The organism is Microbulbifer maximicatervae (SeqCode), from assembly GCF_052466985.1.
Genome location: NZ_CP174298.1, coordinates 2,603,957 through 2,630,568, shown reverse-complemented (window position 1 = coordinate 2,630,568; position 26,612 = coordinate 2,603,957). Strand labels below are relative to the sequence as shown.

The window sequence follows — 26,612 nt, the reverse complement described above, 5'->3', positions numbered from 1 at the left end:
AAGTTATCTTTGTCGAATTACTTAGGGCTACTGACAAGGGAAAGGTCTCTGATGAATACTGTATCTGGATCATCATCATCTCTCCAAGCAATGCCTTTATCCAGAATGATTCCTTGAGCTATCAAAGAATCAACAACTTTATTTGTCACTTCTTTATAGTGCTTAAGGTCACTTCGCGATCCGTTGATAAACGGCCAGTCGTCGTACGTATCTGATACAAAATCCACGTTATCATTGTGATGTTGAGCCTTGTACCAATTTACTATATAAGCAGATAAGGGGTTGCTAAGAATTTCACCCATAGTATTGACGGGTAAATGAAGGAATATGATCTGCTCTTTTTTTGTATTATTTACAAGTGAGTATCCAACTGTCATATTTACTCATGTTTAATAATGGGTGTTTGTTGATAGGATATTACAGATTCAAGTTTTTTTCGATTGTTTTAAACATTCCTCTAAATTCGATGCTGTATGGTTGAATTAATCACTTCTCAGTGAGTTAAGGCATTTGGAACGTACAAGACTCAACCTTTCCTGAGAATTACATTTAAGAGCCATCTGAAAATCTCTGTCGATACTCCCTAGGGGAGAGTCCGGTCTGTTTGTGGAACATTTTCCGGAATGCGCTGACATCCTCATACCCCACTTGCCAAGCGATCTGTTCGACTTGCAATGTGACCGTTTCCAATAGTTCGCGAGCCTTTTGCAGACGTTGCTGTTGAAGATATTCGGCGGGTCTATAGCCGGTAACCTTTTGAAATCTTCTTAGAAAGGTGCGCTCGCCCAGATTGGCGAGTTGAGCCATCTCTGCAACAGAGATTGGTTGTTGATAATCCCGGTGAATTTGCTGTTGTACTTTTAAAATTGCTTTATCACCATGATCTACAGGAGGTAGAAAACTGCGGTAATAACTTTGGTAACGGGTTCCCGTATCCACCAACAGAAAACGTCCCAACTCCATAACTATATGGGGGGGCATGTATCGTCCAACCAGATGTAACCCAAGGTCAATCCAAGACATTACACCTCCTGCGGTGACAACATCCGGGTCTGCAATCAGGATGGAATCGATATTCAGCTCTATATCCGGGAACTTCTTCTTAAAGGCATCGGCCAGTCGCCAGTGAGTGGTCGCCTGGCGTCAATCTAATAGTCCTGCGTCGGCCAACATAAAAGCCCCAGCACAAGCGGAACAGGTTACGGCCCCCTCTTTGTGCCGCTTTAACAACCAGGTACTGACATCCTTCGGTGGCTCCATGTACTCCTGACCTTCCAGTACCGGCGGTACAATAACGATATTTGGGTCTTTAGCAACCCCTTTTTTCTCGGGTATGACTTTTCCGTCATTAACTAGCCACCGTGATACCTCAAATAGCGCCTTGGGTTCTGGAATTGACTCCTGACAGATGTGGTTTGCGGTTTGGAACAGGTCGATTAGGCCATAAGTAGCCGACTGAGCCGCTCCGGGGATCATCAGTATTGCAATGTGGATTGTTTGGGTCACTAGCCCCCCTGTCAGTTCTTGCCCGTTTTATGTCGGTCTTGCCACGCCTGTATCTTAGCCATCGTCCTAACATGCGCTTGTACATTCCAAAGACACAACCAAAGGACAATCTTATGAGCAAGACAGCGCTAATCGTCGTCGATATGCAAAACGACTACTTTGAAGGCGGAAAGTGGACTCTTGAAGGCATTGGTCAAGCATCAGACCAAGTCGCAAAAGTGCTGGCTGAATTTCGCAAAAAGCAATGGCCAGTTATTCATGTTCGCCATGAATTTCTCAGTGAGGATGCTCCATTCTTTATTGCCGGTAGTGAGGGTGCGAAAATACACAAAAGCCTTCTGCCTGTTGAAGGTGAGCCGGTAGTACTCAAGAATGAAGTTAACAGCTTCAAAGGTACGGATCTTAAAAAGCACTTGGATGAGCTAGGTGTTAATAAATTGGTCATTGTCGGTGCGATGAGCCATATGTGTATCGATGCTATCACCCGAGCGGCAAGTGACTTTGGATATGAAAATACCGTTATTCATGATGCCTGCGCCAGTCGGGACATGTACTTCAATGGTGTCGATGTTCCCGCTGCACATATACATGCGGCTTATATGGCAGCACTACAATTTGCCTATGCAGAGGTTATCAGTGCTGACGAATACTTAACGCAGTAATTAACTCGCCTGCACCTTAGCTTTAAGCCACACGTGATACTGCTATACCTTTATCGATTAGGACTTTAGGCTTTATAAGCCTAAAGTCCTTCTTCAAGCTGCATGTACAGCTTTATTTCATGATAAATGACACTGTATCTACAGGTTGCCTACTTGGCTATTAAAGCTCATAGTTTATGTGCGTGTAGAGATTTAGCTTGTTTTATCCTTAAACCAAAATTCAATTTCATCTGTTTCGACTTCAAAAGTCGCAGAGTGCTCCACATTTGCCGGTACGTGGTACCACTGTCCAATGCCAATCCGTTGGGTGGCACCATTCATGGTGAGTATTAGTTCCCCCTTTGTGATAACGCCATGATTATCTGTGTCATGAGTATGGGGCGGAATGAACGTTCCAGCTGGATATGATGCGAAAAGAACATCACTGTTTTCTGCCTTAAGCTTGTAAGCATCAAAGCGACCATCGTAGAGAGGTAATTCCTTAATTTTACTTGGATAACTGCCTGACATCTCTGCTTCCTTGTTGAGTGCATATAAAATAGCTTTGGGTTAAAGGTCCTGTAGGTAGAGTAAATCACCGCCCTTATAGTTCCAAGACTATATTTATTATCTTTGTAGTTGGATTTTTGATCTGTTCTTTTCTATTGGTATGCGAAAGGATGGGATTTTGGGAATAGCGTGCTAATTATTGGTCTAATTAAGAAGTAGCATGCCGTCAATAATGTCCCAATATTTAATGAGATAAATAGTTAGTGGAACAAAATGGAGTCAACATTAAGTGCGCAAAATCCATCTTACTCCACTCTCAAAAAATCCCATATTGACTACCCAATAGGAAGTTATAAATGAGCATGTCGTTACCCCAAGAGCCACCTTTATTTGACCAAATCTCCATTGCTCACGAATTCCTAAGTATATTAGTATTCCTATAGTGGTTAGCATCATAGGCTCGTAAAAATACCTAATAGGAGCATTGAAGGGAAATAGAAATAAACCGTAGATAAGCCTTCCTAGTCCCGGCGGTAGTATAGCTACCAAGCTCAGCATCATGCAGAGCATATGCTTTTGGGGAGATTTTCGGTGCTGGAACCCAGATAACAGAGAGAATACAAAAAGTGGTAATAAGAATAAGTCAACCCAATATACAAGTTTAAATATTTCACTCTTCTCTAAGGTTGATTCAATAGTGCTGAAAAATGCCCAGTATGAAGTGCCTATAAATATTGTGGCAACGACAACTGACAGCCAACCTAGATATTTATGAAGAGATGTGCTCCCTTTGAGCATTAAATAAGACTGTAAGCACATGATTCCAATCCATAGAAGGGAAACTATTCCATGGATATGATGCATTGTGGATAGGTTTCGGTATGCCATAACATAACTTGGTGTGAATCCAAGAATAATGATTGCCGATAAGCCGCAGAACCAAAAGAAAAGTGACCTAGGATTCAAATGGCTATCCTCATGTACCTATACCTAAATTAAGAGGCTTCTTTGTTTTATGCGATGGAGTTAATGGTTGGCAGCCATCCTAGCCATACTTATAGAGCTATGCAAATATGTATCTCGCTACAAGTCAAATTAACAGGTCAACTCTGTGGATTTCTTGGACTTGTATCGTCAGTACATATAGTAACGTATACAATTTATTTGTTATCGCCCTTGGCTAAATATAAGGCTTATTACTTATACTGCTCTAAGGTGGTTTTCGATGAAGTTTAAACAAAATGACCTTAAGATGGAGGTATTTTATCTCTCTTATTTTTAAATTTAATAAGTGGAATTAGCTTGAAGTCTTCATTCAGAGCCTGAATTTTCCTAATCCTGTCACAGCGAAATACCCGAATATCCTCACGGAGCTTGTCCCAGGCTAGGATGTACCATACGGGATAACTAAGAAAGAGGTAATGGGGTTCAATAGTTCGTAGTGTTTCTTTTCCGCTTTCGTCACAGTAGGTGATCTTTATGCGTTGAAGCATTAAGAAAGCCTGGTGGAGTTTCTCGACAGTTTTACGCTTTGGAGTTAAGAAATTTGAGAGCACAACCTCGGAAGCCGATTTTCCGATGATGATACGTGTCTTTATACCATTCACTTTACTTTTCATGGACGGTGAAAAGGAAGCCATTACTTTGTGGCGGATGCTACTTAGGTGTGCCATAAAGAGGGGGGACTTCATCTGTTCAGCAATAGCCAAACTGATCATCAGGTCAACAGCCTCTGTATAGTTTAAGTTGACACGACCAACGCCCCAGCGCTGGTCCAAACGGATTCCACCACCGCGCCCCACGTCCGTTTCAATCGGCAAGCCTCGGCTTCTCAACACCTCTATATCTCGATTCAGCGTCCGAATGCTAACGCCCACTTCCTTGGCAATTTCACCAATCGTGATGGATTCGTCCGACTTTAATCGGGCAGTGATAACTTCAAGTCTATCTATTCGTGAGAGGGTAGATGTGCGCATAGTTATCAAAATATGCCATATAGTGTCATATTTATCCATAACCTATACCTCGTTCGGTGATATTGAATGATTACAAATTGATTGGAGGTTTTGGGTATATGGCGAAGGCAACTATTGGACGGTGTATTTTAGGTATCTTAGCGCTATTTTTTATGGGGACTGGATTGGTTCTTATGATCAGTCCATCTGTCATGCTGACCCACACATTTATCGAACCTATTGATTCTGTGAGTGGGCTATCGAGTATTCGCTCTCTTTGGGGTGGGACAACAATCGCAATTTGGGCAATGGTTCTTCTTGGAGCGATAAGATCTAACGTGGACTATATTATGGTTGGATTTATTGCATTGATGTTGGTTCTGGTTGGCCGATTAGTAGGCTATTTTATTGATGGATCTTATCCAGAATTTATCCCTACAGTGGTCCCAACAATTGTGGCTGCTGTCATTATGATAATTGCTTGCAAGCTCATGGCACATACTGTGGATGTTTAAATATCGTTTTAAGTACAATCTAACCAAATTAAAGATAACAAGTTCTAGTTTGCTTAATTTGCAATCTATTTTGGAGAGGGATACTTAAAAAACAAATTTTCATATTGAAGTAATTTGTATTGCAGGAAATGCTGAGATACGCAGGCAGAATATCTTAATAGGTATTCTGCCTGTACCTATTTTTTGCCTAACATAATCAATATAGATATTGGGCAATATAGTAGGTAGAATAAGTTGTATTTTACATCTGTATTCAAAACAAAACGGTTAACTAGGAAGTGATTGGTTAATTTAAAGAATAAATTATCTGGTTAGTACTTTATTTTTGACGCTGAAGGAATAGTAATGTCAAAAGATCCAAAGCTCGTTGCTGAGCAGCTTAGAAAACCATCTGGTACATTGGCTTCAGAAACCGCGCAGCAAATGAACAAAGCGAATAAAGCAACGAATCTTGCCGCTTTAACAGCTCTCAATGTGGTAGATGGTGATTCTGTTCTAGAAATTGGTCCGGGCAATGGAAAATTTGCAGTCGACGTAATTCGTAAGGGATCTTGTGTCCGCTATACCGGCATTGATTGGTCGAGTGAAATGGTTGCAACCGCAAAGGGCCTAAATTTTGAATATATAGAGTTGGGGCAAATAGACTTTTTAGTTGGTAGCTCAGAAAGCCTGCCGTTTGCCGATAAACAGTTCGATAAGGTTCTAGCCGTACACACAATATACTTTTGGGACACCCTAAAAACTCATCTTGCAGAGATCTCCAGAGTACTAGCACCTAAAGGAAAGTTATGCCTGGCTTTTGGCGATAAATCTTTTATGCAAAATCTACCGTTCACTCAATATGGATTCAGGCTGTTTGATGAAGGTGATATTTGTGCTCAATTGTCTGACGCTGGATTTAAAGTTGTATCCCGCGGGAAGCATAGTGAGTATGGAGAAAGTAATACAGGGCAGCTTGTGGAGAAGAAAATTAATATAATTGTGTGTGAGCTGAATCCATAAGCAATTGCCAATCTTTGAAAATTGTGTCTTTCCGAAGAACACTTTTCATTTTGACTGATTAAATAGAAGCTCTGGATTGAATTAACTCCCTATCTTCTAGTAATTACTCCCCTATCTAGCGTATGTGGCTGCATATACTCAGTCATTTGTCAGAGATTACAAAACTGCGGAAGCAAACGGTTCAGGTAGCGCTAGCGAATGTTAGGGCTACTAAGAGTCCGGGGGTATAGCCTTGGCGCTTACATAGTCCTGCAGCTATAACGGTGCTTCAGCCGAGGAGGCTAGGGAGCCTCTGAATAACTCCGTAATGCCTCTGCGGGCCTTGAAGGCTGCAGATGTTAGACGCAGCTCGCAGGGAATGGCCGTAGCCCTTTGCAAGAGCTGCAACGCAGCAGCTGTGGCCTTCAAGGCCCGCCCTTCGGGGCTTGCAGAGCGATTCACACTCTGCGTTGCGACTTCTTGAAAGGTCTAGACATTCCTGCGAAGCCGCGCCTTGATTGTGAACCGCTCTGCATGCCAGAGGCGTCACGGAGTTATTCAGAGGCTCCCTAGAGCTACAATGATCAAGATCTAGTTATATCAATACTAGAAAGCTCCAGCTCACTTACCGGGTATCCCTTTATGCCTATGAATCTTGCGCAGAAACTTATCCAAAGCCACCTTGTGAGTGGATCAATGGAGCCTGGCAGCCCAATAGAGATAAAGATCGATCAGACGCTAGCTCAGGATGGGACGGGAACACTTATTATGTTGGAGCTTGAGGCACTTGGTTTGTCTCAAATCAAGACTGAGCTTTCAGCACAATATGTAGACCATAACCTGTTACAGACGGATTTTAAAAACGCCGACGACCATATATTCCTGCAAAGTGCCTGTCGTAAATTTGGAATTTGGTTTTCGCGGCCCGGTAATGGTGTCAGCCATCCAGTACAGATGGCTTGTTTCGATGTGCCTGGTAAGACGTTACTTGGCGCCGATAGCCATACTTGTGCAGCGGGTTCTATGGGGATGCTGGCGATTGGTGCCGGTGGCCTACAGGTAGCAATGGCCATCGCTGGGGTCCCCTTTGCATTGAAAATGCCCAAGATACTCGGTGTGAAGCTCGAAGGTGAGCTGCCGCCATGGATTAGCGCTAAGAACATCATTCTGGAAATGTTGCGTCGGCAGACCGTCAAGGGCTGTGTCAACAAGATTGTTGAGTATCACGGCCCAGGTCTAGCCCATTTGACTGCGATGGATCGCCATGTGATCGCCAACATGGGGCAGGAGATGGGTACCACTACCAGCGTCTTTCCTGCGGATGAGGCTGTGAGAGCTTTCCTTAGACAGCAGCATCGTGAAAGTGACTTTGTCGAGATGAAGGCTGATGAAGGCGCGAGTTACGACGAAGAAGATACTATTGATTTATCAACTCTCGAGCCGCTAATTGCTTGCCCATCAAGCCCAGACAAAGTTGTGACGGTCCGAGAAGTGGCGGGCCGTCCGATCTACCAGAGCTATATAGGCTCTTCTGCCAACCCTGGATTGAGAGATTTTGCGATACCGGCACGTATGGTTTCAGGTCGCCGAATAGCCGATGACGTTTCCTTTGACATTAACCCAACCTCACGTCAGTTACTCGAAGAACTCAGTCGGAGCGGCGATCTAACAAAATTGCTTCAAGCTGGAGCTCGTTTGCATCAGACAGGATGCGGCGGCTGTATTGGCATGGGGCAGGCTCCCGCCAGTGGTGGTATCAGCCTACGTACAGTCCCTCGCAACTTCCCCGGCCGCTCCGGCACCGCAGATGACCAAGTCTATTTGTGCAGTCCCGAAGTAGCCACTGCCAGTGCGTTGAGAGGGGTGATCACCGACCCTCGTGACCTGGATATGGACTACCCCAGCTTCCATGAGCCGGAATATCTACTTGATATACGTCCGTTATTACAGCCACCTCAAGAAATCCCAGTAGCAGTGGAGTTAATTAAAGGGCCAAATATCAAGCCCCTTCCTGATTTCGAAAAGCTACCGAAAATTTTAACTGGCCCATTATTGCTGAAAGCAGGGGACAATGTTTCCACAGATGAAATATTACCTGCTGGAGCAGAAATCTTACCGCTACGCTCAAATATCCCCGCCATCAGCCGCTATACATTTTCACGAATCGATGAATCATTTTACGATCGGGCAGTGAAGCTCAATGGAGACTGTTTTGTTGTCGGTGGTGAGAATTATGGACAAGGCTCCAGCCGTGAGCATGCGGCGGTATCTTCACGTTTTCTTGGGGTGAGGTGCATAATTGCAAAAAGTATGGCCCGTATACACCGGCGTAATCTTATTAACTTCGGTGTGCTGCCATTGCTATTTGAAGATTTTGATGATTACGATCGGCTTGAGCAGGGTGTAGCTCTGGAAATTGACAGCCCAATTGCACAGATAAAGTTAAGCAATTCAATTAAGTTGATTATTAAATCATCTGGAGATTGTATTAACTTACGGAGTGATCTGGCTAAGGACGAAATTGAAGTACTTGAAGCCGGAGGTATGATTAACCAGGTTCGAGAAAAATACCTAAGCTCTGATAAGTAGTATGACTTTCTGTGCCTGTAATTTGATAAAGCCAGCGCTGGTCCCGATCAGTAGCATTACTGATACCTATGGCTTCCTTGGTTGTTGACTAATATAGTAGCTATTTCTTCCAGCTCTTTATCAAAATACTCTGCATTCCTCTCTCCCGCTTTTTTTAACTTCTTCAGGTTTTCTGGTGTCGCATTGTCCATGGCTGAGTCAGCAGCGTAAAGCTTTGGTTGTATCCGGTAGTAATTTGAATTCTCTACGGTAGAAGAAATTTGCTTCATATAGTAATGAACCATTTGCGAGCTTCCATTTACGGCGATATCAATGGCGGGCCTTGCCCAATTGAGTATTCCCCAATCTTTAACCTCCTTGTATTTGTATCCTGAAAGTTGCCTGCCAGTACCCAGAGATACAATAACCATATCCTTCATCCCAGAGACCCCGCTGAATTTGATGGCTTCGGAGTAGGCGCATAGAGCAGGATCACTGGCTACCATGCCGCCATCAATTAAGACATATTTATTGTTGGATGGGGGGAGTGAAAAGATGCGTGCTGGCTCAAAATAGGTTGGTACCGCGGTGCTTCCCAGTAGAAGGTCTTTAACCAGAAAGTCTTCATTCTTTACTATGGCACAATGTTGCCTAAAAATGATTTGTTCCCGCTTTTTGATATCATAGGAAACAAAGCAGCAGGGCTTTAATAGATTACTAAGTTTCATTTTCCCAAAGAATTGCGATAAAACCCTGTCCAACTCCATGGAACAGTACTTTTCCTCCTTCAATAACTTTAACTTTTCTAGAAAAGGCCATGAGCCTGAGCCAAATACCTTCTCGCCTTCCTTAAGGTAGAGGCTGACAGCATCCTGGGCAGAAAATTTTGGTTTTCCTTGCTTGTTAGGGCAGATGTAGGCGGCACCTAATATTGCACCGGTACTTGTTCCGGCCACCAGGTCGAAGTACTCGCCTATCCTGGCGTCAGGATTGCCTGATTTCACCTTTAGCTTGTGCTCAAGGGACACCAGTATCTGGCCAGGCAAGATTCCCCGGATTCCTCCACCATCGATAGAAAGGATTCTGATAGCCATTGCCTTCTGGTTCCGTAGATTGTACGCGACTCTAGAAACATAGCATTTGGTAACAGGGGTAATACTTCATATACCCTGAATACCATTAAAAAATCTCATAATATCAATAAGTTAGGCGCATCTATCACCATGCTGAGTTTATTAATATGGTTAAGGTAAAGAAACTCATATAAGGATTGACAGGCATGGGGATTAGCGGGTCTCTGAGCTGACGCCTAAAGTTCAATGGCTAGAGTGTCGTGAAGTTAGTCGGAACACAAAAGTAGATTCTTACGCAACGCCGATTACTGTGCACCGGTGCAGCCGTTTGAAGTCTCTATGGTATATTTGGCGACTCTTACGCTATTTTTATAAGTGATGCTTGCAATACAAACCGTATCACCTGGGTGTAGGTTCATATCGCTGCCCACATCAATCACCTTGCGATTCTTCAGCTCTACTTGATATTGGTATTTTGGTATGTGAGCGGCATTGGAGCGACCAATATAAAATTTTGATTTGATTGTACCATTTTGCTTTACAACCTTCTCGGTGTTACTGGCCAGGTTAATAACATGAAGTAACACCAGTAATAGAAGGAGAACTATTAGGCTAAATCCTTTCCACTCCCTAAAGTAAAATAATAGAATCTTGAGTGTTCTCATTGAGTATATATAAAAATAAATTATTCCTTAATTTCAGAGTCAAGTATATTTAGGAGAAAATTTGCAGTTTTACTAAAGTCCCTTTCCACATCGGGAGCAACACTTAGTCCATTCCAGCGCTGAACGGTCCTTTTTTGGCCTCCATAGGCAGCCTCAATATAAACGGTCTCCCCATCGAACCCCAAAGGGCATTTATTAGGTTCGGAGGAATCTATTTTCGTTGATAATTTTGGAGGCTTGGCACAGTACAAATCAATTAATCTATCATAACTTTCTAATTCAAAGAGGTTGAGATCCTTAAATTGGGAAACCATGTCCATGTACTGAGATAACGATAGAGGATATTTACCATTTACATCTAGTGTCCCGTCATGGCGTTGGTAAACCGTTGTTATCTTGGCTTGTCCGAATGATGGAGCAAAAACAATACGAAATCCTGCAACATACTCAGGACTTAGGCCGCATAGTAGCTGAGCATTGAATTTTTTGAGCTGATTTTTATAGCGATCTGAGTCTCCGTCGCTAGTACAATTTATACCTCCTGCAAAAACTGCTGCGGGGATAAATGTAATCAAGAGTACCAATATACGCATAAAATCTCTAAACGGTACCATTTAGCTTTTCTAGTTTTTGACTATGGGGATTGTGAGGGAATCTTATAGATCACATACTGACGCCCACGATAGTCGATACCTTCTGAAAGGTAAAGCCATCTTGATACGGCGACTTTAACGGGGGTATCCCATGCTTTATCAGATGAACCTTCGATCTTTATTTCCCCAGGAACAAGACCTCCACCTTCAGACGTCGGTTTCTCTACCAGTCTAAAGGACACGACTACGCATACGGGTAAGTTCCTGTTAGTGCCTATCGGACGCAGTGGTGCGACCTTTATTACTGGGTTGGCTTTAGATTCAGGAATGTTGAGATTTAATTTAGGGCAATTATTTACATCCCCTCTTGCTATAGAAGCCATAGAGAATAGGGTCAAAATTATAACTAATGAGTTCTTCATTTGTTGACGCCTTGAGCCTTACTAAGGTGTTATTAGATAGTATAAAAGCCAATAATAGACTTGTCTGTTGACTAATAGCATAGGTATTTGTTCTAAAATCACATAAGTGACTAGATGGTTATTTTGAGCGAAATTTATTTAAAGCCACTAAGTACCAGTTGCCTATTTGAATTTGATGGAGGGATAGCTCTTCAGACAGCATTCGCACCTCAATATGAAGGGTAGAGTGTAATAAATACATAGAGGCGTATAAGAGCGCCAGTTAGTCGCCTTGGTAGTTATTACAGCAATAACCTATCTTCAATTGGAGTGAATTTGCTCGCCGCATTAATTAATGCTCCAGCCGTCAATTCCGGAACACCATATACTTCAACTTTCTTGCCTCTATCTAACCTGAGCTTATGGGCAAGAATGTCAAAGTCGCCATCTCCTGACACTAAAATCACGGTATCTACCGAGCTCGAATATTCCATAGCATCAATAGTTATGCCCACATCCCAGTCGCCTTTAGCTGATCCGTCGGATCTTTGGGTGAAGGGCTTTAGTTTCACTTCGAAACCAATCGACCTTAAGATGTTTTGAAATTCATACTGTTTTCTATCACCACGGTCGATGGCGTAAGCTATGGCTTTAACAACTTTTTTACCCCCTGTCACCTCCCGCCAAAACTTGTTGTAATCAAAGTTTCGTTTATAGATTTGTCGACATGTGTAATAAACATTTTGCACATCAACAAATATGGCAACCTTTTCCATTTGGGAATCCAGTTATTATAAAATTCTGAAATTGACAGTGAAGTTATGATCTGCCTGCACCAGGGTGGATGCATTAAGCCACTAGTTTTACATACTTAAGCGATGATTGTCAGCCAAATTTAGAGGTGAGGAACATCTCGGCAGCAAAGCCAATTTATCAGTAGCTGATGAGTTGTGTCGAGATATATAGTGTTGAGCAGTGGCCTTATGAAGTAGCATGTCTCGCTTATATGCACATGCTATCCCCAGATGGCCACTTTACAGTGGGTATCCTACCGTGAACGCCTTCTTTGCGGGATTCTGTGTGGATAATCAGAAAGGGAATTTTCTAGAGAAATGGATACTAAGTAGCGGATTGTTGTTCCAGCCAGTTTAAAATCACTTGATTGGTTTCTTCCGGTCTTTCCTGTTGAATCCAATGGCCGCAATTAAGGTTCACCTCATCTACATTGGGAACGAAATCTTTGATATCTGGAGACCTAGGTATCAAATCATGATCGCCGTAAATCATAAGGGTCGGCTTTTGGATAACTGGGTCTACATCTGCCAAGATGTGCCAATTGCGATCCAGGTTTCTATACCAATTTATGCTACTTGTAAAACCCGTTTTTTCAAATGCGGAAACGAATACAGCCAGTTCACTATCATTCAGCAAGGGGGCACCAAGCGGTGATGCTGCTCTCGCGAGATTGATCATTACCATACCAGGCTCCGGCGGGGTAGGAGGCACGTCTTTGCGGAGCAAATTGTGAAGGAACTGGGAAGCGTTCTTGTCTAACACTGCGTCCGCAACACCTGGCTGCCTATTGAAGTGCACAAAATAATAATCGCTCCCAAGGAGTTCCTCCATAAACTCGATCCAAGGTTTTTCTGTTCGGGCTTGATAAGGCAGTGCGAGGTTTATAATTTTATTAACACGGCTTGGGTGTAATAGCGCTATTCCCCAAATGACCATTGCACCCCAATCATGACCGATAAAAGTGGCATCTTGGTATCCGTAGTGATCCAGAAGTGCAGCTAGGTCGCCGGTTAATTGTTCGATGTCATAGCTGGTTACTTCCGTTGGGCGGGATGAGTTGCCATAGCCTCGCTGATTGGGAACGATAACGTGGTAGCCCGCTGCGGCGAGAGCGGGTATTTGGTGGCGCCAGGAAAAGGCATGTTCCGGCCATCCGTGACAAAGCACAACGGGGTTTCCTGTGTTCTGTTGGCCCGCTTCAAAGACCTCCAGCTCTATGCCATTCACTGAGATAAGAGTAGGTGTGGGGAAATCGGGTATTCTAGACAATTTACTTCCTCTTCTTTGGGGAGGCCTTGAGAGCTGCTGTTTACCAGCAGGCTCCGCTTTCTATCCTTAAGGGTTGTTCTAACTTCAACATCCCTTTGCTGGATCGTGAGTGCATAGGCTAGAATCTAATGGTGCCAAAAACTGTCACCATTTATTAATGTCTGTGTAAAATGAATGTACGTCTCCGACAAGACGCCATAGTGCGAAGCCTTCGGCGAAAGGGCACTTTGACGATTGCCGATTTAGCCGCTGAAGTTGGCGCATCCAGGCGCACCGTGCTGCGTGATATCAGCTCGTTGCGGGATGAGGGTTTTGTTATCCGTTCTGAATCTGGCCCTGGGGGCGGCCTGCAACTTGATCCGCAATCGGTTCAAACTACAGCTCGGCTCTCGGTCGCTGAGATTTTTGCGTTGCTTATCAGCGTTGCATCCGTGCGTGCAGCAGGGAGTTTGCCCTTTTCAGATCTTGCGGATGCCGGGCTGGCAAAAATAGAGAAGGCTTTACCCGTTGATAAGGTGCGTGATTTACGCAGGTTTATGAATTGCCTGTACATCGGTAAGCTTTCACCGGAGGTAGACATATCTAATGTCGGAGAGATGTCGCCCTTACTACTGCCTACATTTGAAACGGCTTTTCTTCAGCGACTATACCTGAGCTTCCAATATCGTGATGCGAAAGGGGCAGTAACTAGCCGGGTTGTTGAACCGCAAGCTATGTTGATCTTACCACCCCTATGGTATCTGGTAGCTTGGGACCCTGCTCGCAATGACTTTCGTCATTTTCGAATGGATCGGATTAGCCAACCGGAATACCTTCAGGATAAGAAGTTTCGAAGACGACATATAGTCTTCGAAGATGGCGTATCTCCAATTCGTGATAATCCCAAAGTTTCAAGATGATTGGGTTCTTGACGATAAGTATGATCGCTCTCGCGAAAGGCCAATAATTGGTGGCAGTGTAACCCCTTAACTTACTCGACTCTGCCTCCAATAATTGGTCCAGGTTTTCCACTCGCAGATTTTACTTGCCTATCTTGTTCCATCTGGATACGGTTATAAATTTCTTCGCGGTGAACGGCTATAGATTTAGGGGCCTTTATCCCTACTTGTACTTGATTGCCTTTAACATTCAATACAGTGATTGAGACATTAGCCCCAATTCTTAGGTTTTGGCCAATTCGGCGAGTCAAAATCAACATATGTTATTCCCTAATGATACTCAAACCATGGGTAGCCTTCCCGCAATGGGAAAGCTTAGAAAGAAAGTTGAAGAGTGAATGCGGGGTGGGGCACGGGAACGGTAGGCATAAAAGTAGAAAAGACGGACACAACGCTGCCAGAACCTGAGCAATTGCCTCAAGTTACTGAATGTGCTCCACTTTATTGAAGACGAGCGGGTTTCTAGCGTATCATCCATACAGCCATCTTGATAGGTTGCTTATCAATTTGGTTAGCTGGCCCCTGGTGTTGGTAGCACCTTGGGTCAGCGACTTTTACTTACTTTTATGTCACGCTACCGTTCTCCTTTGAGGGAATAGGCAATTTATAAAGTTCTTCAGTATTTTGAATTCGACTTTTTCACAAATAACGCTGCTCAGCAACGAACAAAATATCGAGAAATATTCACTTACTTTACGCAGTTTTGTTACTGAAAACAATCTGAATAAATTCCAATAAGATCATTTTGACGCCTATCTTTTCAGCTGTGTTTAAGGTTTTAAAAATATACTATCTGCTGTTGGAGTTTGATATTGTTGGGTCATAGTTGGTCGAGATTGAATTGATCAAAACAACTTAAATCAATAGTCTAAATCATAAATGTTGCTTTTGATTTTTGTAAACACGTATGTGCCTTAGTTTAAGGGTGGTTTTTATTTTTCTGTTTTATTTGTAGGGCTTGGTATCGAAAAAAAATAGTTGTGAATTAAGATTAACGAAATTTCATAAATTGAGGCAATCTAACTCTTCGTTAAGTTACAGTGCGGTAGGGTGTGGAGTAGGTGCTTCAGCTGTTGAGTTAAAAGTTATAATCTAGGCAGTATTGAAACTTATCAATATTTAAAATATAGACGGTATGAGTACACAAGATATAGAAAGCCGGCTTCTGGGCATCAAACAACAACTTAAACAGCTGAGTGGTTTGGATAAGGATTGTTCTCTCTTTGGTGCAGAGCGCTGGAAATATAACTTCCGTCGGTTTTCGGAGGAAGAAGTTAACGGTATCGAGAAACAGTACAACATTTCTTTACCGCAGGAGTTTCGAGCCTTTCTTCTTGAGATTGGTTTTGGGGCTGCGGATTCTTATGGTGCTAACGTAGAGGGTCTTCCGCACTACTACCAGGATGATGAAGATGAATATCCGATGTCAGAAGGCACCATTGATATTGCAGAAATAGGCTGTGGTATTGAATTTATGTTAGTTATTAACGGTGTTCATCGTGGGGAAGTATGGGTTACTCAGAGTTACCGGGAGCCACAGCCTTGGTCTAGTAGCTATCTTAACTGGTATGAAGACTGGCTGACTAAAAGCATCGAGAGCTTAGAAGTACCGCAAAACCCTCCTAAGGGCTGACTACCACAGCTTTCCTCAAAATACTCCTGGTAGCTAGCAGGATACACATTGTTCTACGACAACCCCTCTGCTTCTCCCTTGCATTGAGTTGAGCGGTGTAGCCTTTGTACTACTCACCGGTGTTCCCTCACCTTAAGCCTTGTTAATCATTTTTTAATCAAAAAATAGATCGCTGATCGTTTCTTATACAGTCTATGGCTTGTCCCAGCACTTATACGACTGGGTTGCCAATACACAGGAAGTGTATATCTGCGGCTATGGCGTAAACGGTGATTACCCTCGTACCAAACTCCTTGATAACACTGGTAATTTCGCGTGCAGAAGGGCGATATGGGCGGAGTGGGCTCTGGACTGGCGGCAATAGTGACTTGACAGTTCCTGAACCTCTTACCGTATACTGTATGCATGTACAGTATCTTGAGTGGAGGTAGCAATGAGAGCCAGAAGTATCACTATTGACGGGGAGCCGATCCGGATCTGCCGTTACCGATCGGGTTATAACAACCGGGCAATGTACGCTATCTGTATCCTTAACTATACAAAATACGTACGCAGCTTTTCGGTATCAGTAGAGATGAATCTACGCGAGGAGTTAGAGCTGACCCTGGCGCAAATGCGAGGAGTTGAGCGAAGTATAAATTGGATGGAAGTATCAGCTTAGGAATGTAAGGACTTAAGCTGTTTTTATGGATAAGGAGCAAATTATGGGAAGAAAAATCAATCGGTTTGCAATTTTTGCAGAGCGGGTCCATTTAATGAATGGTGGTGCAAAAAGCTTTAGGGATTCTGCACCAACAGAGGAAGCCGCAAAGGAACTGGCAGGAGAAATTGCTAAATCTGAAAAAGCACTGTTTTATTCCTGGCTACAAATTCTCGATATAATGACTGGGAGTTATACAGAATACTCAATCAAGAGGGGTGGGGTATTGGAAGAAAGGGAGTGCCCAGAATAATAGGAGCCTGGTAACTAAGATAGACTTAATGAACGAAGACAGAGGGTAGGAAAAGTAAGTAACAGTTACATGTATAGTGTGAGTAATTTAAAGTTCAGGTTAAGGCAGGTTGTGGTTTGATAATCTCCCGAGTGACCAGAGCTATTTGCAGGGGTAAAGTTGAATAGCTCTGGCTACAGCACCGTTAGAAAAACTCCAAGCTGAAATTGATTAAAATCAATTTCTGAAAAATATCATTAAAATAAAGCCCCTTTGTACATAATCAGGCTCAGTATTGGTAGAGTCTAGTTCTAACATAAATAGAACTCTGGCGGTCAGTACCTAACTTATCTATCTACTTAATTTTGCGAACAAATCGATTGTTATTAACAACTAACTGGATGGTTGGCACACAAAGTTAACTTTACACTCGACTTTCTTGGCCCAGAAAGTTTCCATCTAATATTTTTCTTAATCAAAAAAGGCATGACAACGATAAGGTCGTGCCGTTGGCAGTATTTATAGGGAGCCTCAAAATGGCAAATCGTTCTTATCTTTATAGCCTTAGTAATCAACCTAAATCCTATTCAGACCGCCCCGAGACTATCTCAGGCTTATCTGAATGGCCATATAGTATTCCCTTCACCTACCGTGTACTAATGTCCGGGAATCCCAATCTGTGCGCGTCATTGGTCTCAGATGGCTTTGAGGACGATTCACCTGATGATAAAACTCAACTTTATGCTATTAGTAGTGACTTTGAGGCAGGATTTGCGCGGTTAAAGAAATTTGTTGAAGTTCTGCGAGTTATTAGCAAAGACATTACGGATCTGCCGGATTCAATGCTAAATGAAACGTTAGAATTCCTTCAAGAGCATAAAGATAGGTATCTACTGCTTGAGACTATCGAGCTGGACTGTATGGATGACTCTGAAGAGTCAGTTCTGCGTGGCTACGTTGAATCCGAAATTATCGCTTGCTGTGAAGCTGGAGCAGCTATTGATGCACTTCCTGAAGACCCAGAGGTCTCGGCTGATATTGTAAAGAGTGCGGCAGAAAACAATTCAGAATCTGCTTTAAGTCCATTTTATGGGCTCCAGTTCAATGATAAATTTGACAACGTTGAGAGTGAGCCTCCGATGGGTTTGTATTGGAGTGATGTTCTTTATTACGAATTAGAGAGCAAAAAGGAATTTGAAGAGTCTCTTGAATAATTGAATATCGAAACTCTTATTTCCACTTAAAGAAATGCTGGGCTAGTTTTAGAGGCTCCTGTGTCTTTCCAAATGTATTGAATTGGTTCAGCACTTCACTCTTGTCGATATGAAGATGATTGCTTGATAGTGCTTATGAGGTGGTATTAATAGCCAACTTTCCGGTATCCCATACCAATCCCAGTCAAGTTACCATTTGGCGACATTGTTTATATAACTTTTCATAAGATGACATCAGGCATCTAAAGTTCACAACTTAAAGTGCAAAATTCATATATTATTTAGCACTATCAACTACAAACCATTTCAGTAAAACTTAATGTTTAGAAATCTTCTAGTGCTAGTGTTGTTGCTAGCGTTTAGCGCCCATTCCCTTGCCGATAAGTTAAAGAAGTACGAAGACGAACATCTATTTTTATTTTATCCTGACAGCTTCAGTGTAAGTTATGAGGTAGATAAAGATGGATTCAAGGAGATCTTTGTTGATGGTCCAAACCGTACGTCAGTATTTATTACTGTAACACCATATCCAGTTGAATTGCCACTGCCAGATCTAGCCGAAAATATTAGTAGGATTATGCTAGAAGAATACAGCAGAATAGAAGTGCTTGAAAAGGAGACGCGTAAAACCATTACCCCTATAGATGGTAAGATGGTTCCAGGTATTATCAATATTTATAAAACTGATGGTTTTTATAAAGTTAACACTGTGAGAACTACCTTGTACCTTATTCATAAGGGGGACAGGTCTGTTATTGTTATAGAGGAACGTAGCAATAGGGAAATTGAAGCAGACAGAGACATGGTAGAGAAAATACTGGATAGCATGAGAATAAAGAAATTAAATCTTGATCCAGTCAAAGTTGGAGGGTGGCGAGATCACCCTTTTTAACTTTCTTTTTCGCAGTGGTAATTGGTGAGCTTTTTAAGCTGATGCTGAATTAATTTAAAAAATTTTAAATGTTAAAAATCGGTATTTTGAGTATAAATACCTCCGCCTTTGATCTAGTACTTTTGTGGCTGTAGAGTGTCTTAGGGGTTGTAACTTTCTGTGGTGGTCAATGATACTTTATATAAGTCGCCTTATGATTTCTTATCCATTCGAAGGGTATACTATTGAGGGTTAGCTGCCTCTAGCTTTTGAGCGGCTTCAAGAGCATCCAAAACATTCTGAACATGATCTTGGTCCACTAAGCGATGGGCAAATAGTCGATACTCCACTCGAGTATTGCCATCGCCGGCTGTTTCTATATTATCTATGCTTATAAATGTACTGTATTCAGGTCCTAAAACCTCTTTGGCAGATGCTCTGGCAAGATTTTGTATGTGTTCTGCTCTATGAAAGGTAAGGTTCAATTCATCCGAAGTAAAGTTTGTTACAAAATTGCATTCGCCTTTGTTACATTCGAAACTTTCAATATTGTCTAAGCTAAATAGTGCTTCGTTAGACATTTGTTCCCTAACTCGGTCGAAGATCTCTGTAGATTCAAATGTAGAAATGTTTTTATGTGTAACTTCTTTGGCTGCAACGGGCTCTAGTTGAAGGTCATTTACTGCTATCTCTATGGCATCCTCGGCAGCAATGCTTCCTGTATTGTAGGTCTTATCAGCCTTAATGGACTTTGGTGAAAGCCCTTCTAGTTTGGTTGGTTGAGCATTAACTTTAAATTCCTCCTTGGCTGTAATGGCTGGGTCTTTAAAGTAGATAATGGTGGCTAAGCCTAGACAAGATACCCATCCTGCAATTGAGAATATTTTCCAGTTCATATATATTTCTCTTTGAATACATAACGTGATTACCTCGGATTAAAAGGTATGCACATAAGCATGGTAATCTAAATCATCTAATTGGGCTAGAGCGATTGCCTGCTTATGTGGTTATCTTTAGGTTTATATTTCATTGACGTGGATAACATACAGTCTCGACTTTTGTGTATGCCTTGATTTCAAGTAATAACTGCAATCTTTTTATGCTGTAAACTCAATTCAAGACGTTTGTCGAAGATAATTGTTGTGATTTAATCTTTGAAGCTCCTTGCCTAACTAATAGGCACTTCAGCCAGCAAGGTTGAACGTTTTTCTATCAATGTAATAATAAAAGTAGGTGCCACTTGCGTTCAATCATAGTTAGAAAATCTTAGTAAGCTTATGTGCTTTCCATGGGTGGTACCCTAGCAAACAAGTGTTGTGTCGTGACTCTTAGCTGGTAAAGGCGCCGACTCTACCAGTTGAGTACTCCCTTACCAACTGCACTTATTATCCGAAATCAAGATAAATAATCAGCATCTTATTTTACATCCAGTAGAAATTTGAACAGCAACTAGATTCTCTTGAAGTATGAAACTCAGTTAAGATTAATTAAATAGTTCCAGCAAAGATCGATAATTTTATTTTCTGTGAAGTTATCCTAAGATTTTTTTTGGTTGACAGAGAACTCCCTCAGAATGCTATTTTTTTCACATTTGTTAAGTGCCTAGCAATGTGAACGCTACCTTATTTACTCTAAATACGTGAACTATATATGATCAGGTACAAGATCTGCCTGCATAAGTTTCTGTAGGCTAAAAGCAGTATTCACTGAGGTAATAATTATGTTTACACGGAGGAAGTCTTACAGCTTTCTACTGGTTATAGCTTTTATGGGCTACTTTGTTTCTCCTCCTGCGTGGTCTCATGTACGCTGGTTTGTACAAAACGATGGTAATGCAGTTGAGTTTGTGTGGAATTGGATATATGCGTTAGTTCTTTTGGGGGGCTTTCTATACTGTATGGTGAATAGATCCTTACAGTCGCTTGAAACAGTAGCTGTTCACAGAGTATCTAATAAATTTCCCAACCTCTGGTCCGACATTGGCCGCCACAAAATTTGGCATATCACGTCTGCCTTGATTGGGTTGACCTTTGTTTTTAATTATTTTTCGGGTGTATTACTGGCCCCAAACCTGGAATTCTCTGCCACGCAAAGTCTTGTTAATGAGTTTCAGCTGGTAATTGGTATTGTGTTAATTTTAGATGTCAGCCTAAGAAGCTCCGGATATCTAATCTTCGCGCTTTTGCTCTCAATAATGGCTACTTACCCATTCTCAATCTGGATTGACTATGGCTTTGAATTTTTAGGGCTTTCACTAGCATTTATATTGTATCAAAAGCCAGGTCTTGGATTGCTTGCTTTACGTTGTGGGCTAGGCCTTCAGCTTATGACTCTGGCAGTTCACAATAAGTGGCTCAATCCTCACTTGGGTCTTGAATTTCTGCAGCACTATCATTGGAACTTCATGTCTAATCTGGGGTGGCACTCTTTCTCCGATTTGACCTTCGTTTTTTCTGCGGGAATGGCTGAATTCTGCTTTGGTTTGGTTATCTTGCTCGGGTGGTCAACACGGTTGGCAACTATTACGGTATTGAGTTTCTTCATTTTGACCGCGTCTATTCTTGGTGTTCATGAATTGATAGGGCATTTGCCAATACTTGGGGCTGGAATTCTACTGGTTGTATTTGGCGGAGGTTCTAATTTGAAGGATATTAGAAGAGGTGGGTTTATCTCAGTTAGATCCTTAAGTGCCCACTAGGTATACGAATTAAATAATATATGGGCCTGAAAAAATTGGGCATCCGTAGATTTGATAGGAGGCTCTAGTGAATTTTAAGAGCCGCATGGAAGTGGCATTTGTTATCTTCTATCTAGTAGCCTATCTATAGCAATTTGTCTGATATCAATATGGCCTGCGATTAAAATTATTGATTTTGTGGATATCCAGAATTGTTATTCAATCCAAGTTTACGGCTTTGCTGAATATTAATAGTACTGTATAGTATACCTTTGGTAAGTGCTTTAGGGGTTATTAAGGTCTATTATTGTGATCTTCAAGCCTTTCACGTTAGAGGTTTTTATGGGTGGCAAGGATTTTAGGATCGCTTTGTTTTTATGTTTCTCTGCTTTTATTTTTTATCTTTCTTGGTCGACAAAGCAATCCCGGCAAGTATTTTTTGATAATACAAAACTAATAGATGCTGAAAGCATAGAAGGTGTAGTATTTTTAGCGAGAGGTCAGGAATTTGAGTTGTTGCCTAAATACTATGCTGAATTTGCGAATTGCTTTCATAAGGCAAACAATAAAGGAACGGCATTTGGTGGGGAGGTAGTTGAATTTTATATCTACCTGAAATCAGAAGGCATATTTTATGCACAAGTGGGGCTTGTTCATAATATTGAGTCCGTAAAATTTGGGGGGCTGCCGATGAAATTAATTTGGCCTGAAAAAAATATAGATGTTGGGCGCGGTGGTTTTATGGGGACAAGTGATTGTCTTTATACGTATTTTAAGCAAGGTTTGGATTTGCTCGGCAAAGGTTGATTTGATATGTGCCTCGTTGAGGTTGAGAGGGCCGTTGGTGTCTAGGAAAATTATTGTCACTTTATTGTTATGTGTAGTAAACGTTAGTGTTTTAGCAGTAGATTCCAATCAAGATTCACTGGGAACTCTTCGTGCTTTAGAGAGTCGGCTTGAGAGCCAGAGGTTGCAATATGAGCATTTGCGAAAAAAATGCCCAGTTAAATGGTTTGCTCACCTCAGTGAAAAAACTATAAATGAGCAAGAATATTTTGCTTATGCGGCAGCAAAGCTGCCGAAACTGCTTGAGCTTGAATTAAATAAATCATTTTTTCCTAATATGGAATTCAGGATTTCAGTAGTGATTAATCATTGGGGTAAAATTGAAAAAATAGTGTTACTAGAAGTTGATGATGATAATATATCTGGAAAATTACGGAAGATCTTTTCAAATATGAAAGCGGAGCTAAATGCACCAAAGAATAATGGAGGTTGTGCTAAATTTGGAATGATACTTTCCCTTGAGTATGCTAGAGGATATGGTGATTTTTTGATAAAAGAATAAAAGTTTTGTGAAGATTATTAAGGCTGGCTCCTGCCGGGGCGGGGCTTAACTAAAAACTAGTAAGTCTGACTAGGGAGATTTACACAGTGTTTCTAATAGTGTAAATCTCTGTTACATAAAAACTCTCATAGCACACAGCGGGTGCCGCAGTGGTAATAGGGAGTGGCCTCTGATTAGATTTGAGTACTGCGTGGAAGAAGCATTGCCCCCCCTGTTTCTCTCTTTCAAATAATAATAACCTACTTGTAGTCGTTGACTAGTTGCCCATCAGATGACTCCTTGAATTGAGGGTGTTCGTCATCAATTTCGTAAAAATCAGATTTTTCGCCAGTGAAAATATGCCCCATAGTTTTCAACCCGGTTGGGCCATCTAGTGATCCTGCAATAATTCCAGTTGCATCGAGATTAAATGGTTCCCAGAATAGGCTTGAACCACATTGCTGGCAGAAGCCTCTGCGGGCTACTTCTGATGTTTTATACCACGCCAGTCCATCATCTCTTGTTATCTTAATATTGACCTTGCGAGCTTTTGTGTGGGGGCCGAAACTGCCATGCAATTTTTGACACATACTACAATGACAGTTAACTACGTTGCGTAGTGGCCCTTTAACCTCATATCGCACAGCTCCACATAAGCAACCACCGGAAGTAATTGAATTCTCATTTTTCATTTATTAAGCCCGTAGATGTAAACTTTTACCTAAAACAAGAAACTAAATCAAGTATGCTTTTTTATCGAGAAGATGCTCTGTTTAAATTGTAAGTGCTGCTCTAATAAAGTAATGTAAACATACCTGCTGATATTCTGGCTAGCTATTTATCCCTTTTTTTTGATACAAATTACAAGATGATAGTGGCCTCCTAATTACATATATGTTGCTAAATTTGATGCCAGATTATGTGCCCAGTATTCAATCCATGCGTGGTGATGTTCATGGTCTTTCCCTGGATCTATATCTCTGTCGTAGAGCAATGTCCCTTGTATGCAGCGGGTGTGCAGTGATGATAGAGGGGGCTCTAGTGAAGCTTAAGCACTGCGTAGAAGCGATATTGCCCCCCCTTATCTTTTTTTTATTTTATTGGTTATTTATATAGTTTTTGTTTTAGCACTTTGTACGGTGTCAATACGGATTTCGATTGACGCTGCAATTTTTTAGCGAGGCATACTTTTTCTACTGTGGTTTGCCTTGGCTTCTATTTAATGTTGAGGAGTCTGCTGGTGTGCGTGTCTATTTCCATAGGTATTGTTTAATTGGCCACCATTTTGAATGGTGTGTGCGCTAATTATTTTATTGTGCTGTTCTCATTTCTCGAAAGGGTAACATCTTTCCTTTGATTTTCTTATTTCTTTAAAGATACTTTAGTGGTGATAATTATTGTAGGTATATTTGGAGGAGGTGGATTTTGACATTGGTGTGATGAGCGCGAAGTAGATTGGATTGCGCTTTAATCTGTTCAGGGTTACACGGTGCGTATACTTTTTAAGGCTGTTCTTGCTTATTCTTCGGTTCTTTTAAAGAGGGCGTGAAAAATTTCCCGCCCTTTTCGATTACTAAGCTGTTTGGATATGATCAAGATAAGGTGAGCATAACTTGATAAAAATTGATTTCCAGTCCCCAGGTAGACTGGAAAATTCATCGCCCCAGTTATCCTTGATATGTACGTAGGCTTTATAGGGTTTCTCACTGCTGGGTGCGGTATATCCTAGTAAATCTTCTATACACTCTTCAATCATTATTCTGCGTTCATGACCCGTCTGGTTTAGTATTGGGGTATTCATTGCTGCTGCATTAGGTGTGCCAGAATCCCGATCATGCATAAATATATAGTCAATATCTAGTGCGTTAAGGTATTTGGCGATTGATATTAACACCGCTTTTCCTCTGGCTCTTAAGAATTCGCAGTTGCCTATGACTTTTGCTTTGTCTTCAGGAGATAATCTTTTGATTGTTTCACGTACTACAACTTCCTCAGTATCTCCTTCAACGAAAATACATTTTTTAGAGAAGAACATTCTTGAAATGTAGTCATCTACCTTGAGTAACATCTTGAGATATTGTTTTTCATCCTCGACTAAGGAAAGGAATGCCTCTTCTAAATTAAATGAATATGTGTGTGAAAAATTGCTTTCTGTGATATTGAACTTGGTAAGGCTCATACTTTTCTCGGAGCCAAGATTCACCATGTATGGAGAGTGAGTTGTTGCAATAATTTGGCAGCTTGGTCCCGCTAAATCATATAAGGAATCCCGCATTTGACTTGCTGCGGCAGGGTGTAAATAAATTTCAGGCTCCTCAAAGCAGAATATGGCCGATCTAGGAGTGTCTACCCCTTGGTTTATAAATTCCTGAATAAATCTTAGAAGTTGGAACACAGTGGCTCTTATCATTCCGTGGCCTTGGTAATTTACAGCAGTTTTTACATTGCTTTCCAGTTCTACATTAAATTGAGGTTTGATAGATTTTTCAGGAACGTCGAGTGTGGCGCTCACATGAACAGATGAGTCTGGAAATAGAGAGTCGACCATTCCATTCAGATCTTTTATTAACTTGCCAAAGTCTGTATCTTCGTCATTTGGATCTAATTCCGAGGCCAGATTATTTAAAAAAATCTGGGCTTGTTTATAGTTGTCGGAACTCCCTCTTACTTTGGCAAAAAGGTCTCCAAGTAAGGAATGCAAGGCTCCACCTGGGCTGGTTAATTCAGAAATGCATGATTCTGCAGGAATGATAACGATCTTGGGTAGTTTCGAGAGTACATTTCCAGGAATTCCACCTGGATTTTCTACCCAGATTGCCTCTTCGTTCTCATTGATATCCCAACATTCTGGTAAGTCTAGAAGTTTAGCTTTATTTGCTGAGGTTGTAAGATTTTTTGTGTAGTTGGATTCACCAAAATGTTCCTTTAGGAAGGCTTCATTATAGTGTTCGCCAATTAAGTCAGATACCTTTTGGCATTGAGAGTACAAGCCGCTCCTTTCTCTAGGGTGCTCCTTCATAAATATTTTTGGTTTGCTTGAGTTAAGCGCCCATACTTTTTTATATGTTATTGAATTTCCGGTCTCTCCATTTTTTGGGTTTTCTGAAGAAATTACTCTTCCTTTGAATCCTATCCATCCGTGAGCATCATCAGGAACGTTATAGTATTCTGCTATTATTTCGACTTTATCTTCATAGGTATAGCTCTCTTCATCTTCATTGTATTCCTTTGAAAAATCTTCTCTATCCAAATTGGTATTTTTATGTAGATGGTTTAGCGCTGCAAAAACGCTCGATTTTCCAGAATTGTTTGGTCCAATTAAAAATGTGCTATCTCTAAAATTTATGCTGCAGTTCTTAAGTTTTCTGAAGTTGTTTATGTGTAGTTTATGCAGTTTCATTTTTATATCCCTATTCAATAAGAAACGCTAGATTTTATGGTTGTACTTTAAGAATGGTTTTTATATCACTTCGAATAAATTTTTTTAACTTTTCAATTGAAAAGTATGACTTTCAAAAATGGATTTTTTTCTAATTGAGATGAGTGTT

The 26,612-nt window shown here is 41.4% G+C and carries 27 protein-coding genes; 13 read left to right on the top strand and 14 right to left on the bottom strand.

All coding sequences use genetic code 11. The annotated features are described in order from the left end of the window. Positions 1–17: 17 nt before the first annotated feature. The 3 genes from ACJJI3_RS11610 to ACJJI3_RS11600 form a co-directional block, all read right to left on the bottom strand. The gene (locus ACJJI3_RS11610) at positions 18–377 is read right to left on the bottom strand and encodes a hypothetical protein (protein WP_444939806.1); all 360 of its coding nucleotides are present in this window, start codon (positions 375–377) and stop codon (positions 18–20) included. A gap of 172 nt (positions 378–549) precedes the next feature. Continuing rightward, a complete protein-coding gene (locus tag ACJJI3_RS11605; protein WP_444939805.1) occupies positions 550–1,023 on the bottom strand; it encodes a GlxA family transcriptional regulator in 474 nt (157 codons plus the stop codon). Between the two features lie 120 nt (positions 1,024–1,143). Next, complete coding sequence (locus tag ACJJI3_RS11600; protein WP_444939804.1) at positions 1,144–1,506, bottom strand: type 1 glutamine amidotransferase family protein; 363 nt, start codon at positions 1,504–1,506, stop codon at positions 1,144–1,146. Between the two features lie 113 nt (positions 1,507–1,619). Here ACJJI3_RS11600 and ACJJI3_RS11595 point away from each other — a divergent pair, with 113 nt between their 5' ends. Then, positions 1,620–2,168 (top strand): cysteine hydrolase family protein, encoded by a 549-nt coding sequence (locus tag ACJJI3_RS11595; RefSeq protein WP_444939803.1) that lies wholly within the window; start codon positions 1,620–1,622, stop codon positions 2,166–2,168. Positions 2,169–2,360: 192 nt separating this feature from the next. On the opposite strand, the gene ACJJI3_RS11590 is transcribed toward ACJJI3_RS11595, so the two are convergent. Both ACJJI3_RS11590 and ACJJI3_RS11585 read right to left on the bottom strand, forming a co-directional pair. After that, positions 2,361–2,678, bottom strand: a complete 318-nt coding sequence (locus ACJJI3_RS11590; protein ID WP_444939802.1) for a cupin domain-containing protein — start codon at positions 2,676–2,678, stop codon at positions 2,361–2,363. A gap of 1,226 nt (positions 2,679–3,904) precedes the next feature. Then, positions 3,905–4,672 (bottom strand): helix-turn-helix transcriptional regulator, encoded by a 768-nt coding sequence (locus ACJJI3_RS11585; RefSeq protein ID WP_444939801.1) that lies wholly within the window; start codon positions 4,670–4,672, stop codon positions 3,905–3,907. Positions 4,673–4,731: 59 nt separating this feature from the next. On the opposite strand from ACJJI3_RS11585, the gene ACJJI3_RS11580 reads away from it, so the two are divergent. The 3 genes from ACJJI3_RS11580 to ACJJI3_RS11570 all read left to right on the top strand — a co-directional run bounded on the left by ACJJI3_RS11580 (position 4,732) and on the right by ACJJI3_RS11570 (position 8,697). Further along, positions 4,732–5,127, top strand: coding sequence for a DUF4345 family protein (locus ACJJI3_RS11580; RefSeq protein ID WP_444935112.1), 396 nt, complete (start codon positions 4,732–4,734; stop codon positions 5,125–5,127). 345 nt (positions 5,128–5,472) lie between these two features. After that, positions 5,473–6,129: a class I SAM-dependent methyltransferase gene (locus tag ACJJI3_RS11575; protein WP_444942530.1), complete on the top strand. Its 657-nt coding sequence runs from the start codon at positions 5,473–5,475 to the stop codon at positions 6,127–6,129. Positions 6,130–6,750: 621 nt separating this feature from the next. Then, positions 6,751–8,697, top strand: coding sequence for an aconitate hydratase (locus ACJJI3_RS11570; protein ID WP_444942529.1), 1,947 nt, complete (start codon positions 6,751–6,753; stop codon positions 8,695–8,697). A gap of 56 nt (positions 8,698–8,753) precedes the next feature. Here the strand turns inward: ACJJI3_RS11570 and ACJJI3_RS11565 are convergent, their stop codons facing one another. The 5 genes from ACJJI3_RS11565 to ACJJI3_RS11545 all read right to left on the bottom strand — a co-directional run bounded on the left by ACJJI3_RS11565 (position 8,754) and on the right by ACJJI3_RS11545 (position 13,472). Then, complete coding sequence (locus tag ACJJI3_RS11565) at positions 8,754–9,770, bottom strand: patatin-like phospholipase family protein (RefSeq protein ID WP_444942528.1); 1,017 nt, start codon at positions 9,768–9,770, stop codon at positions 8,754–8,756. A 284-nt stretch (positions 9,771–10,054) separates the two neighbouring features. After that, on the bottom strand, positions 10,055–10,414 hold the full coding sequence (locus ACJJI3_RS11560; RefSeq protein ID WP_444894962.1) for a hypothetical protein: 360 nt from the start codon (positions 10,412–10,414) through the stop codon (positions 10,055–10,057). 20 nt (positions 10,415–10,434) lie between these two features. After that, the gene (locus ACJJI3_RS11555; RefSeq protein WP_444894961.1) at positions 10,435–11,007 is read right to left on the bottom strand and encodes a hypothetical protein; all 573 of its coding nucleotides are present in this window, start codon (positions 11,005–11,007) and stop codon (positions 10,435–10,437) included. A 703-nt stretch (positions 11,008–11,710) separates the two neighbouring features. Next, positions 11,711–12,184 carry a LabA-like NYN domain-containing protein gene (locus tag ACJJI3_RS11550; protein ID WP_444894959.1) on the bottom strand — a complete coding sequence of 158 codons (474 nt, stop codon included), beginning with the start codon at positions 12,182–12,184 and terminating at the stop codon, positions 11,711–11,713. Positions 12,185–12,527: 343 nt separating this feature from the next. After that, complete coding sequence (locus ACJJI3_RS11545; protein WP_444942527.1) at positions 12,528–13,472, bottom strand: alpha/beta fold hydrolase; 945 nt, start codon at positions 13,470–13,472, stop codon at positions 12,528–12,530. Between the two features lie 170 nt (positions 13,473–13,642). Between ACJJI3_RS11545 and ACJJI3_RS11540 the strand changes: the two genes are divergently transcribed. Beyond that, positions 13,643–14,371 carry a helix-turn-helix transcriptional regulator gene (locus ACJJI3_RS11540; RefSeq protein WP_444942526.1) on the top strand — a complete coding sequence of 243 codons (729 nt, stop codon included), beginning with the start codon at positions 13,643–13,645 and terminating at the stop codon, positions 14,369–14,371. 71 nt (positions 14,372–14,442) lie between these two features. On the opposite strand, the gene csrA is transcribed toward ACJJI3_RS11540, so the two are convergent. Continuing rightward, a complete protein-coding gene (gene csrA, locus ACJJI3_RS11535; RefSeq protein WP_444942525.1) occupies positions 14,443–14,670 on the bottom strand; it encodes a carbon storage regulator CsrA in 228 nt (75 codons plus the stop codon). A gap of 875 nt (positions 14,671–15,545) precedes the next feature. Here csrA and ACJJI3_RS11530 point away from each other — a divergent pair. The 5 genes from ACJJI3_RS11530 to ACJJI3_RS11510 all read left to right on the top strand — a co-directional run bounded on the left by ACJJI3_RS11530 (position 15,546) and on the right by ACJJI3_RS11510 (position 19,081). Beyond that, positions 15,546–16,043, top strand: coding sequence for an SMI1/KNR4 family protein (locus tag ACJJI3_RS11530; protein ID WP_444942524.1), 498 nt, complete (start codon positions 15,546–15,548; stop codon positions 16,041–16,043). Between the two features lie 433 nt (positions 16,044–16,476). Continuing rightward, positions 16,477–16,704, top strand: a complete 228-nt coding sequence (locus tag ACJJI3_RS11525; RefSeq protein WP_444942523.1) for a hypothetical protein — start codon at positions 16,477–16,479, stop codon at positions 16,702–16,704. 43 nt (positions 16,705–16,747) lie between these two features. After that, positions 16,748–16,996 (top strand): hypothetical protein, encoded by a 249-nt coding sequence (locus tag ACJJI3_RS11520; RefSeq protein ID WP_444894954.1) that lies wholly within the window; start codon positions 16,748–16,750, stop codon positions 16,994–16,996. Positions 16,997–17,511: 515 nt separating this feature from the next. After that, entirely contained in the window at positions 17,512–18,189 is a 678-nt protein-coding gene (locus ACJJI3_RS11515) for a DUF7822 domain-containing protein (protein ID WP_444912277.1), read from the top strand. 319 nt (positions 18,190–18,508) lie between these two features. Next, the gene (locus tag ACJJI3_RS11510; protein WP_444942522.1) at positions 18,509–19,081 is read left to right on the top strand and encodes a hypothetical protein; all 573 of its coding nucleotides are present in this window, start codon (positions 18,509–18,511) and stop codon (positions 19,079–19,081) included. Between the two features lie 221 nt (positions 19,082–19,302). On the opposite strand, the gene ACJJI3_RS11505 is transcribed toward ACJJI3_RS11510, so the two are convergent. After that, on the bottom strand, positions 19,303–19,956 hold the full coding sequence (locus ACJJI3_RS11505; RefSeq protein ID WP_444942521.1) for a hypothetical protein: 654 nt from the start codon (positions 19,954–19,956) through the stop codon (positions 19,303–19,305). Positions 19,957–20,828: 872 nt separating this feature from the next. Here ACJJI3_RS11505 and ACJJI3_RS11500 point away from each other — a divergent pair. The 3 genes from ACJJI3_RS11500 to ACJJI3_RS11490 all read left to right on the top strand — a co-directional run bounded on the left by ACJJI3_RS11500 (position 20,829) and on the right by ACJJI3_RS11490 (position 23,085). Further along, positions 20,829–21,758, top strand: a complete 930-nt coding sequence (locus ACJJI3_RS11500) for a hypothetical protein (RefSeq protein ID WP_444942520.1) — start codon at positions 20,829–20,831, stop codon at positions 21,756–21,758. A 321-nt stretch (positions 21,759–22,079) separates the two neighbouring features. After that, a complete protein-coding gene (locus ACJJI3_RS11495; protein ID WP_413664687.1) occupies positions 22,080–22,544 on the top strand; it encodes a hypothetical protein in 465 nt (154 codons plus the stop codon). 37 nt (positions 22,545–22,581) lie between these two features. Next, positions 22,582–23,085, top strand: a complete 504-nt coding sequence (locus ACJJI3_RS11490; protein WP_413664688.1) for a hypothetical protein — start codon at positions 22,582–22,584, stop codon at positions 23,083–23,085. Positions 23,086–23,324: 239 nt separating this feature from the next. Here the strand turns inward: ACJJI3_RS11490 and ACJJI3_RS11485 are convergent, their stop codons facing one another. Both ACJJI3_RS11485 and ACJJI3_RS11480 read right to left on the bottom strand, forming a co-directional pair. Then, complete coding sequence (locus ACJJI3_RS11485) at positions 23,325–23,756, bottom strand: GFA family protein (protein ID WP_444942519.1); 432 nt, start codon at positions 23,754–23,756, stop codon at positions 23,325–23,327. A gap of 881 nt (positions 23,757–24,637) precedes the next feature. Beyond that, a complete protein-coding gene (locus ACJJI3_RS11480; RefSeq protein ID WP_444942518.1) occupies positions 24,638–26,464 on the bottom strand; it encodes an AAA family ATPase in 1,827 nt (608 codons plus the stop codon). Between the last annotated feature and the right edge of the window lie 148 nt (positions 26,465–26,612).

Bases quoted from the DNA above. Each gene is read 5' to 3' on its own strand.
- ACJJI3_RS11500 (WP_444942520.1), top strand. From the start codon at position 20,829: ATGGGCTACTTTGTTTCTCCTCCTGCGTGGTCTCATGTACGCTGGTTT.
- ACJJI3_RS11525 (WP_444942523.1), top strand. From the start codon at position 16,477: ATGAGAGCCAGAAGTATCACTATTGACGGGGAGCCGATCCGGATCTGC.
- ACJJI3_RS11610 (WP_444939806.1), bottom strand. From the start codon at position 377: ATGACAGTTGGATACTCACTTGTAAATAATACAAAAAAAGAGCAGATC.
- ACJJI3_RS11515 (WP_444912277.1), top strand. From the start codon at position 17,512: ATGGCAAATCGTTCTTATCTTTATAGCCTTAGTAATCAACCTAAATCC.
- ACJJI3_RS11560 (WP_444894962.1), bottom strand. From the start codon at position 10,414: ATGAGAACACTCAAGATTCTATTATTTTACTTTAGGGAGTGGAAAGGA.
- ACJJI3_RS11580 (WP_444935112.1), top strand. From the start codon at position 4,732: ATGGCGAAGGCAACTATTGGACGGTGTATTTTAGGTATCTTAGCGCTA.
- ACJJI3_RS11565 (WP_444942528.1), bottom strand. From the start codon at position 9,770: ATGGCTATCAGAATCCTTTCTATCGATGGTGGAGGAATCCGGGGAATC.
- ACJJI3_RS11570 (WP_444942529.1), top strand. From the start codon at position 6,751: ATGCCTATGAATCTTGCGCAGAAACTTATCCAAAGCCACCTTGTGAGT.
- ACJJI3_RS11480 (WP_444942518.1), bottom strand. From the start codon at position 26,464: ATGAAACTGCATAAACTACACATAAACAACTTCAGAAAACTTAAGAAC.
- ACJJI3_RS11575 (WP_444942530.1), top strand. From the start codon at position 5,473: ATGTCAAAAGATCCAAAGCTCGTTGCTGAGCAGCTTAGAAAACCATCT.
- csrA (WP_444942525.1), bottom strand. From the start codon at position 14,670: ATGTTGATTTTGACTCGCCGAATTGGCCAAAACCTAAGAATTGGGGCT.
- ACJJI3_RS11595 (WP_444939803.1), top strand. From the start codon at position 1,620: ATGAGCAAGACAGCGCTAATCGTCGTCGATATGCAAAACGACTACTTT.
- ACJJI3_RS11530 (WP_444942524.1), top strand. From the start codon at position 15,546: ATGAGTACACAAGATATAGAAAGCCGGCTTCTGGGCATCAAACAACAA.
- ACJJI3_RS11590 (WP_444939802.1), bottom strand. From the start codon at position 2,678: ATGTCAGGCAGTTATCCAAGTAAAATTAAGGAATTACCTCTCTACGAT.
- ACJJI3_RS11550 (WP_444894959.1), bottom strand. From the start codon at position 12,184: ATGGAAAAGGTTGCCATATTTGTTGATGTGCAAAATGTTTATTACACA.
- ACJJI3_RS11495 (WP_413664687.1), top strand. From the start codon at position 22,080: ATGGGTGGCAAGGATTTTAGGATCGCTTTGTTTTTATGTTTCTCTGCT.
- ACJJI3_RS11585 (WP_444939801.1), bottom strand. From the start codon at position 4,672: ATGGATAAATATGACACTATATGGCATATTTTGATAACTATGCGCACA.
- ACJJI3_RS11485 (WP_444942519.1), bottom strand. From the start codon at position 23,756: ATGAAAAATGAGAATTCAATTACTTCCGGTGGTTGCTTATGTGGAGCT.
- ACJJI3_RS11605 (WP_444939805.1), bottom strand. From the start codon at position 1,023: ATGTCTTGGATTGACCTTGGGTTACATCTGGTTGGACGATACATGCCC.
- ACJJI3_RS11520 (WP_444894954.1), top strand. From the start codon at position 16,748: ATGGGAAGAAAAATCAATCGGTTTGCAATTTTTGCAGAGCGGGTCCAT.
- ACJJI3_RS11555 (WP_444894961.1), bottom strand. From the start codon at position 11,007: ATGCGTATATTGGTACTCTTGATTACATTTATCCCCGCAGCAGTTTTT.
- ACJJI3_RS11540 (WP_444942526.1), top strand. From the start codon at position 13,643: ATGAATGTACGTCTCCGACAAGACGCCATAGTGCGAAGCCTTCGGCGA.
- ACJJI3_RS11505 (WP_444942521.1), bottom strand. From the start codon at position 19,956: ATGAACTGGAAAATATTCTCAATTGCAGGATGGGTATCTTGTCTAGGC.
- ACJJI3_RS11510 (WP_444942522.1), top strand. From the start codon at position 18,509: ATGTTTAGAAATCTTCTAGTGCTAGTGTTGTTGCTAGCGTTTAGCGCC.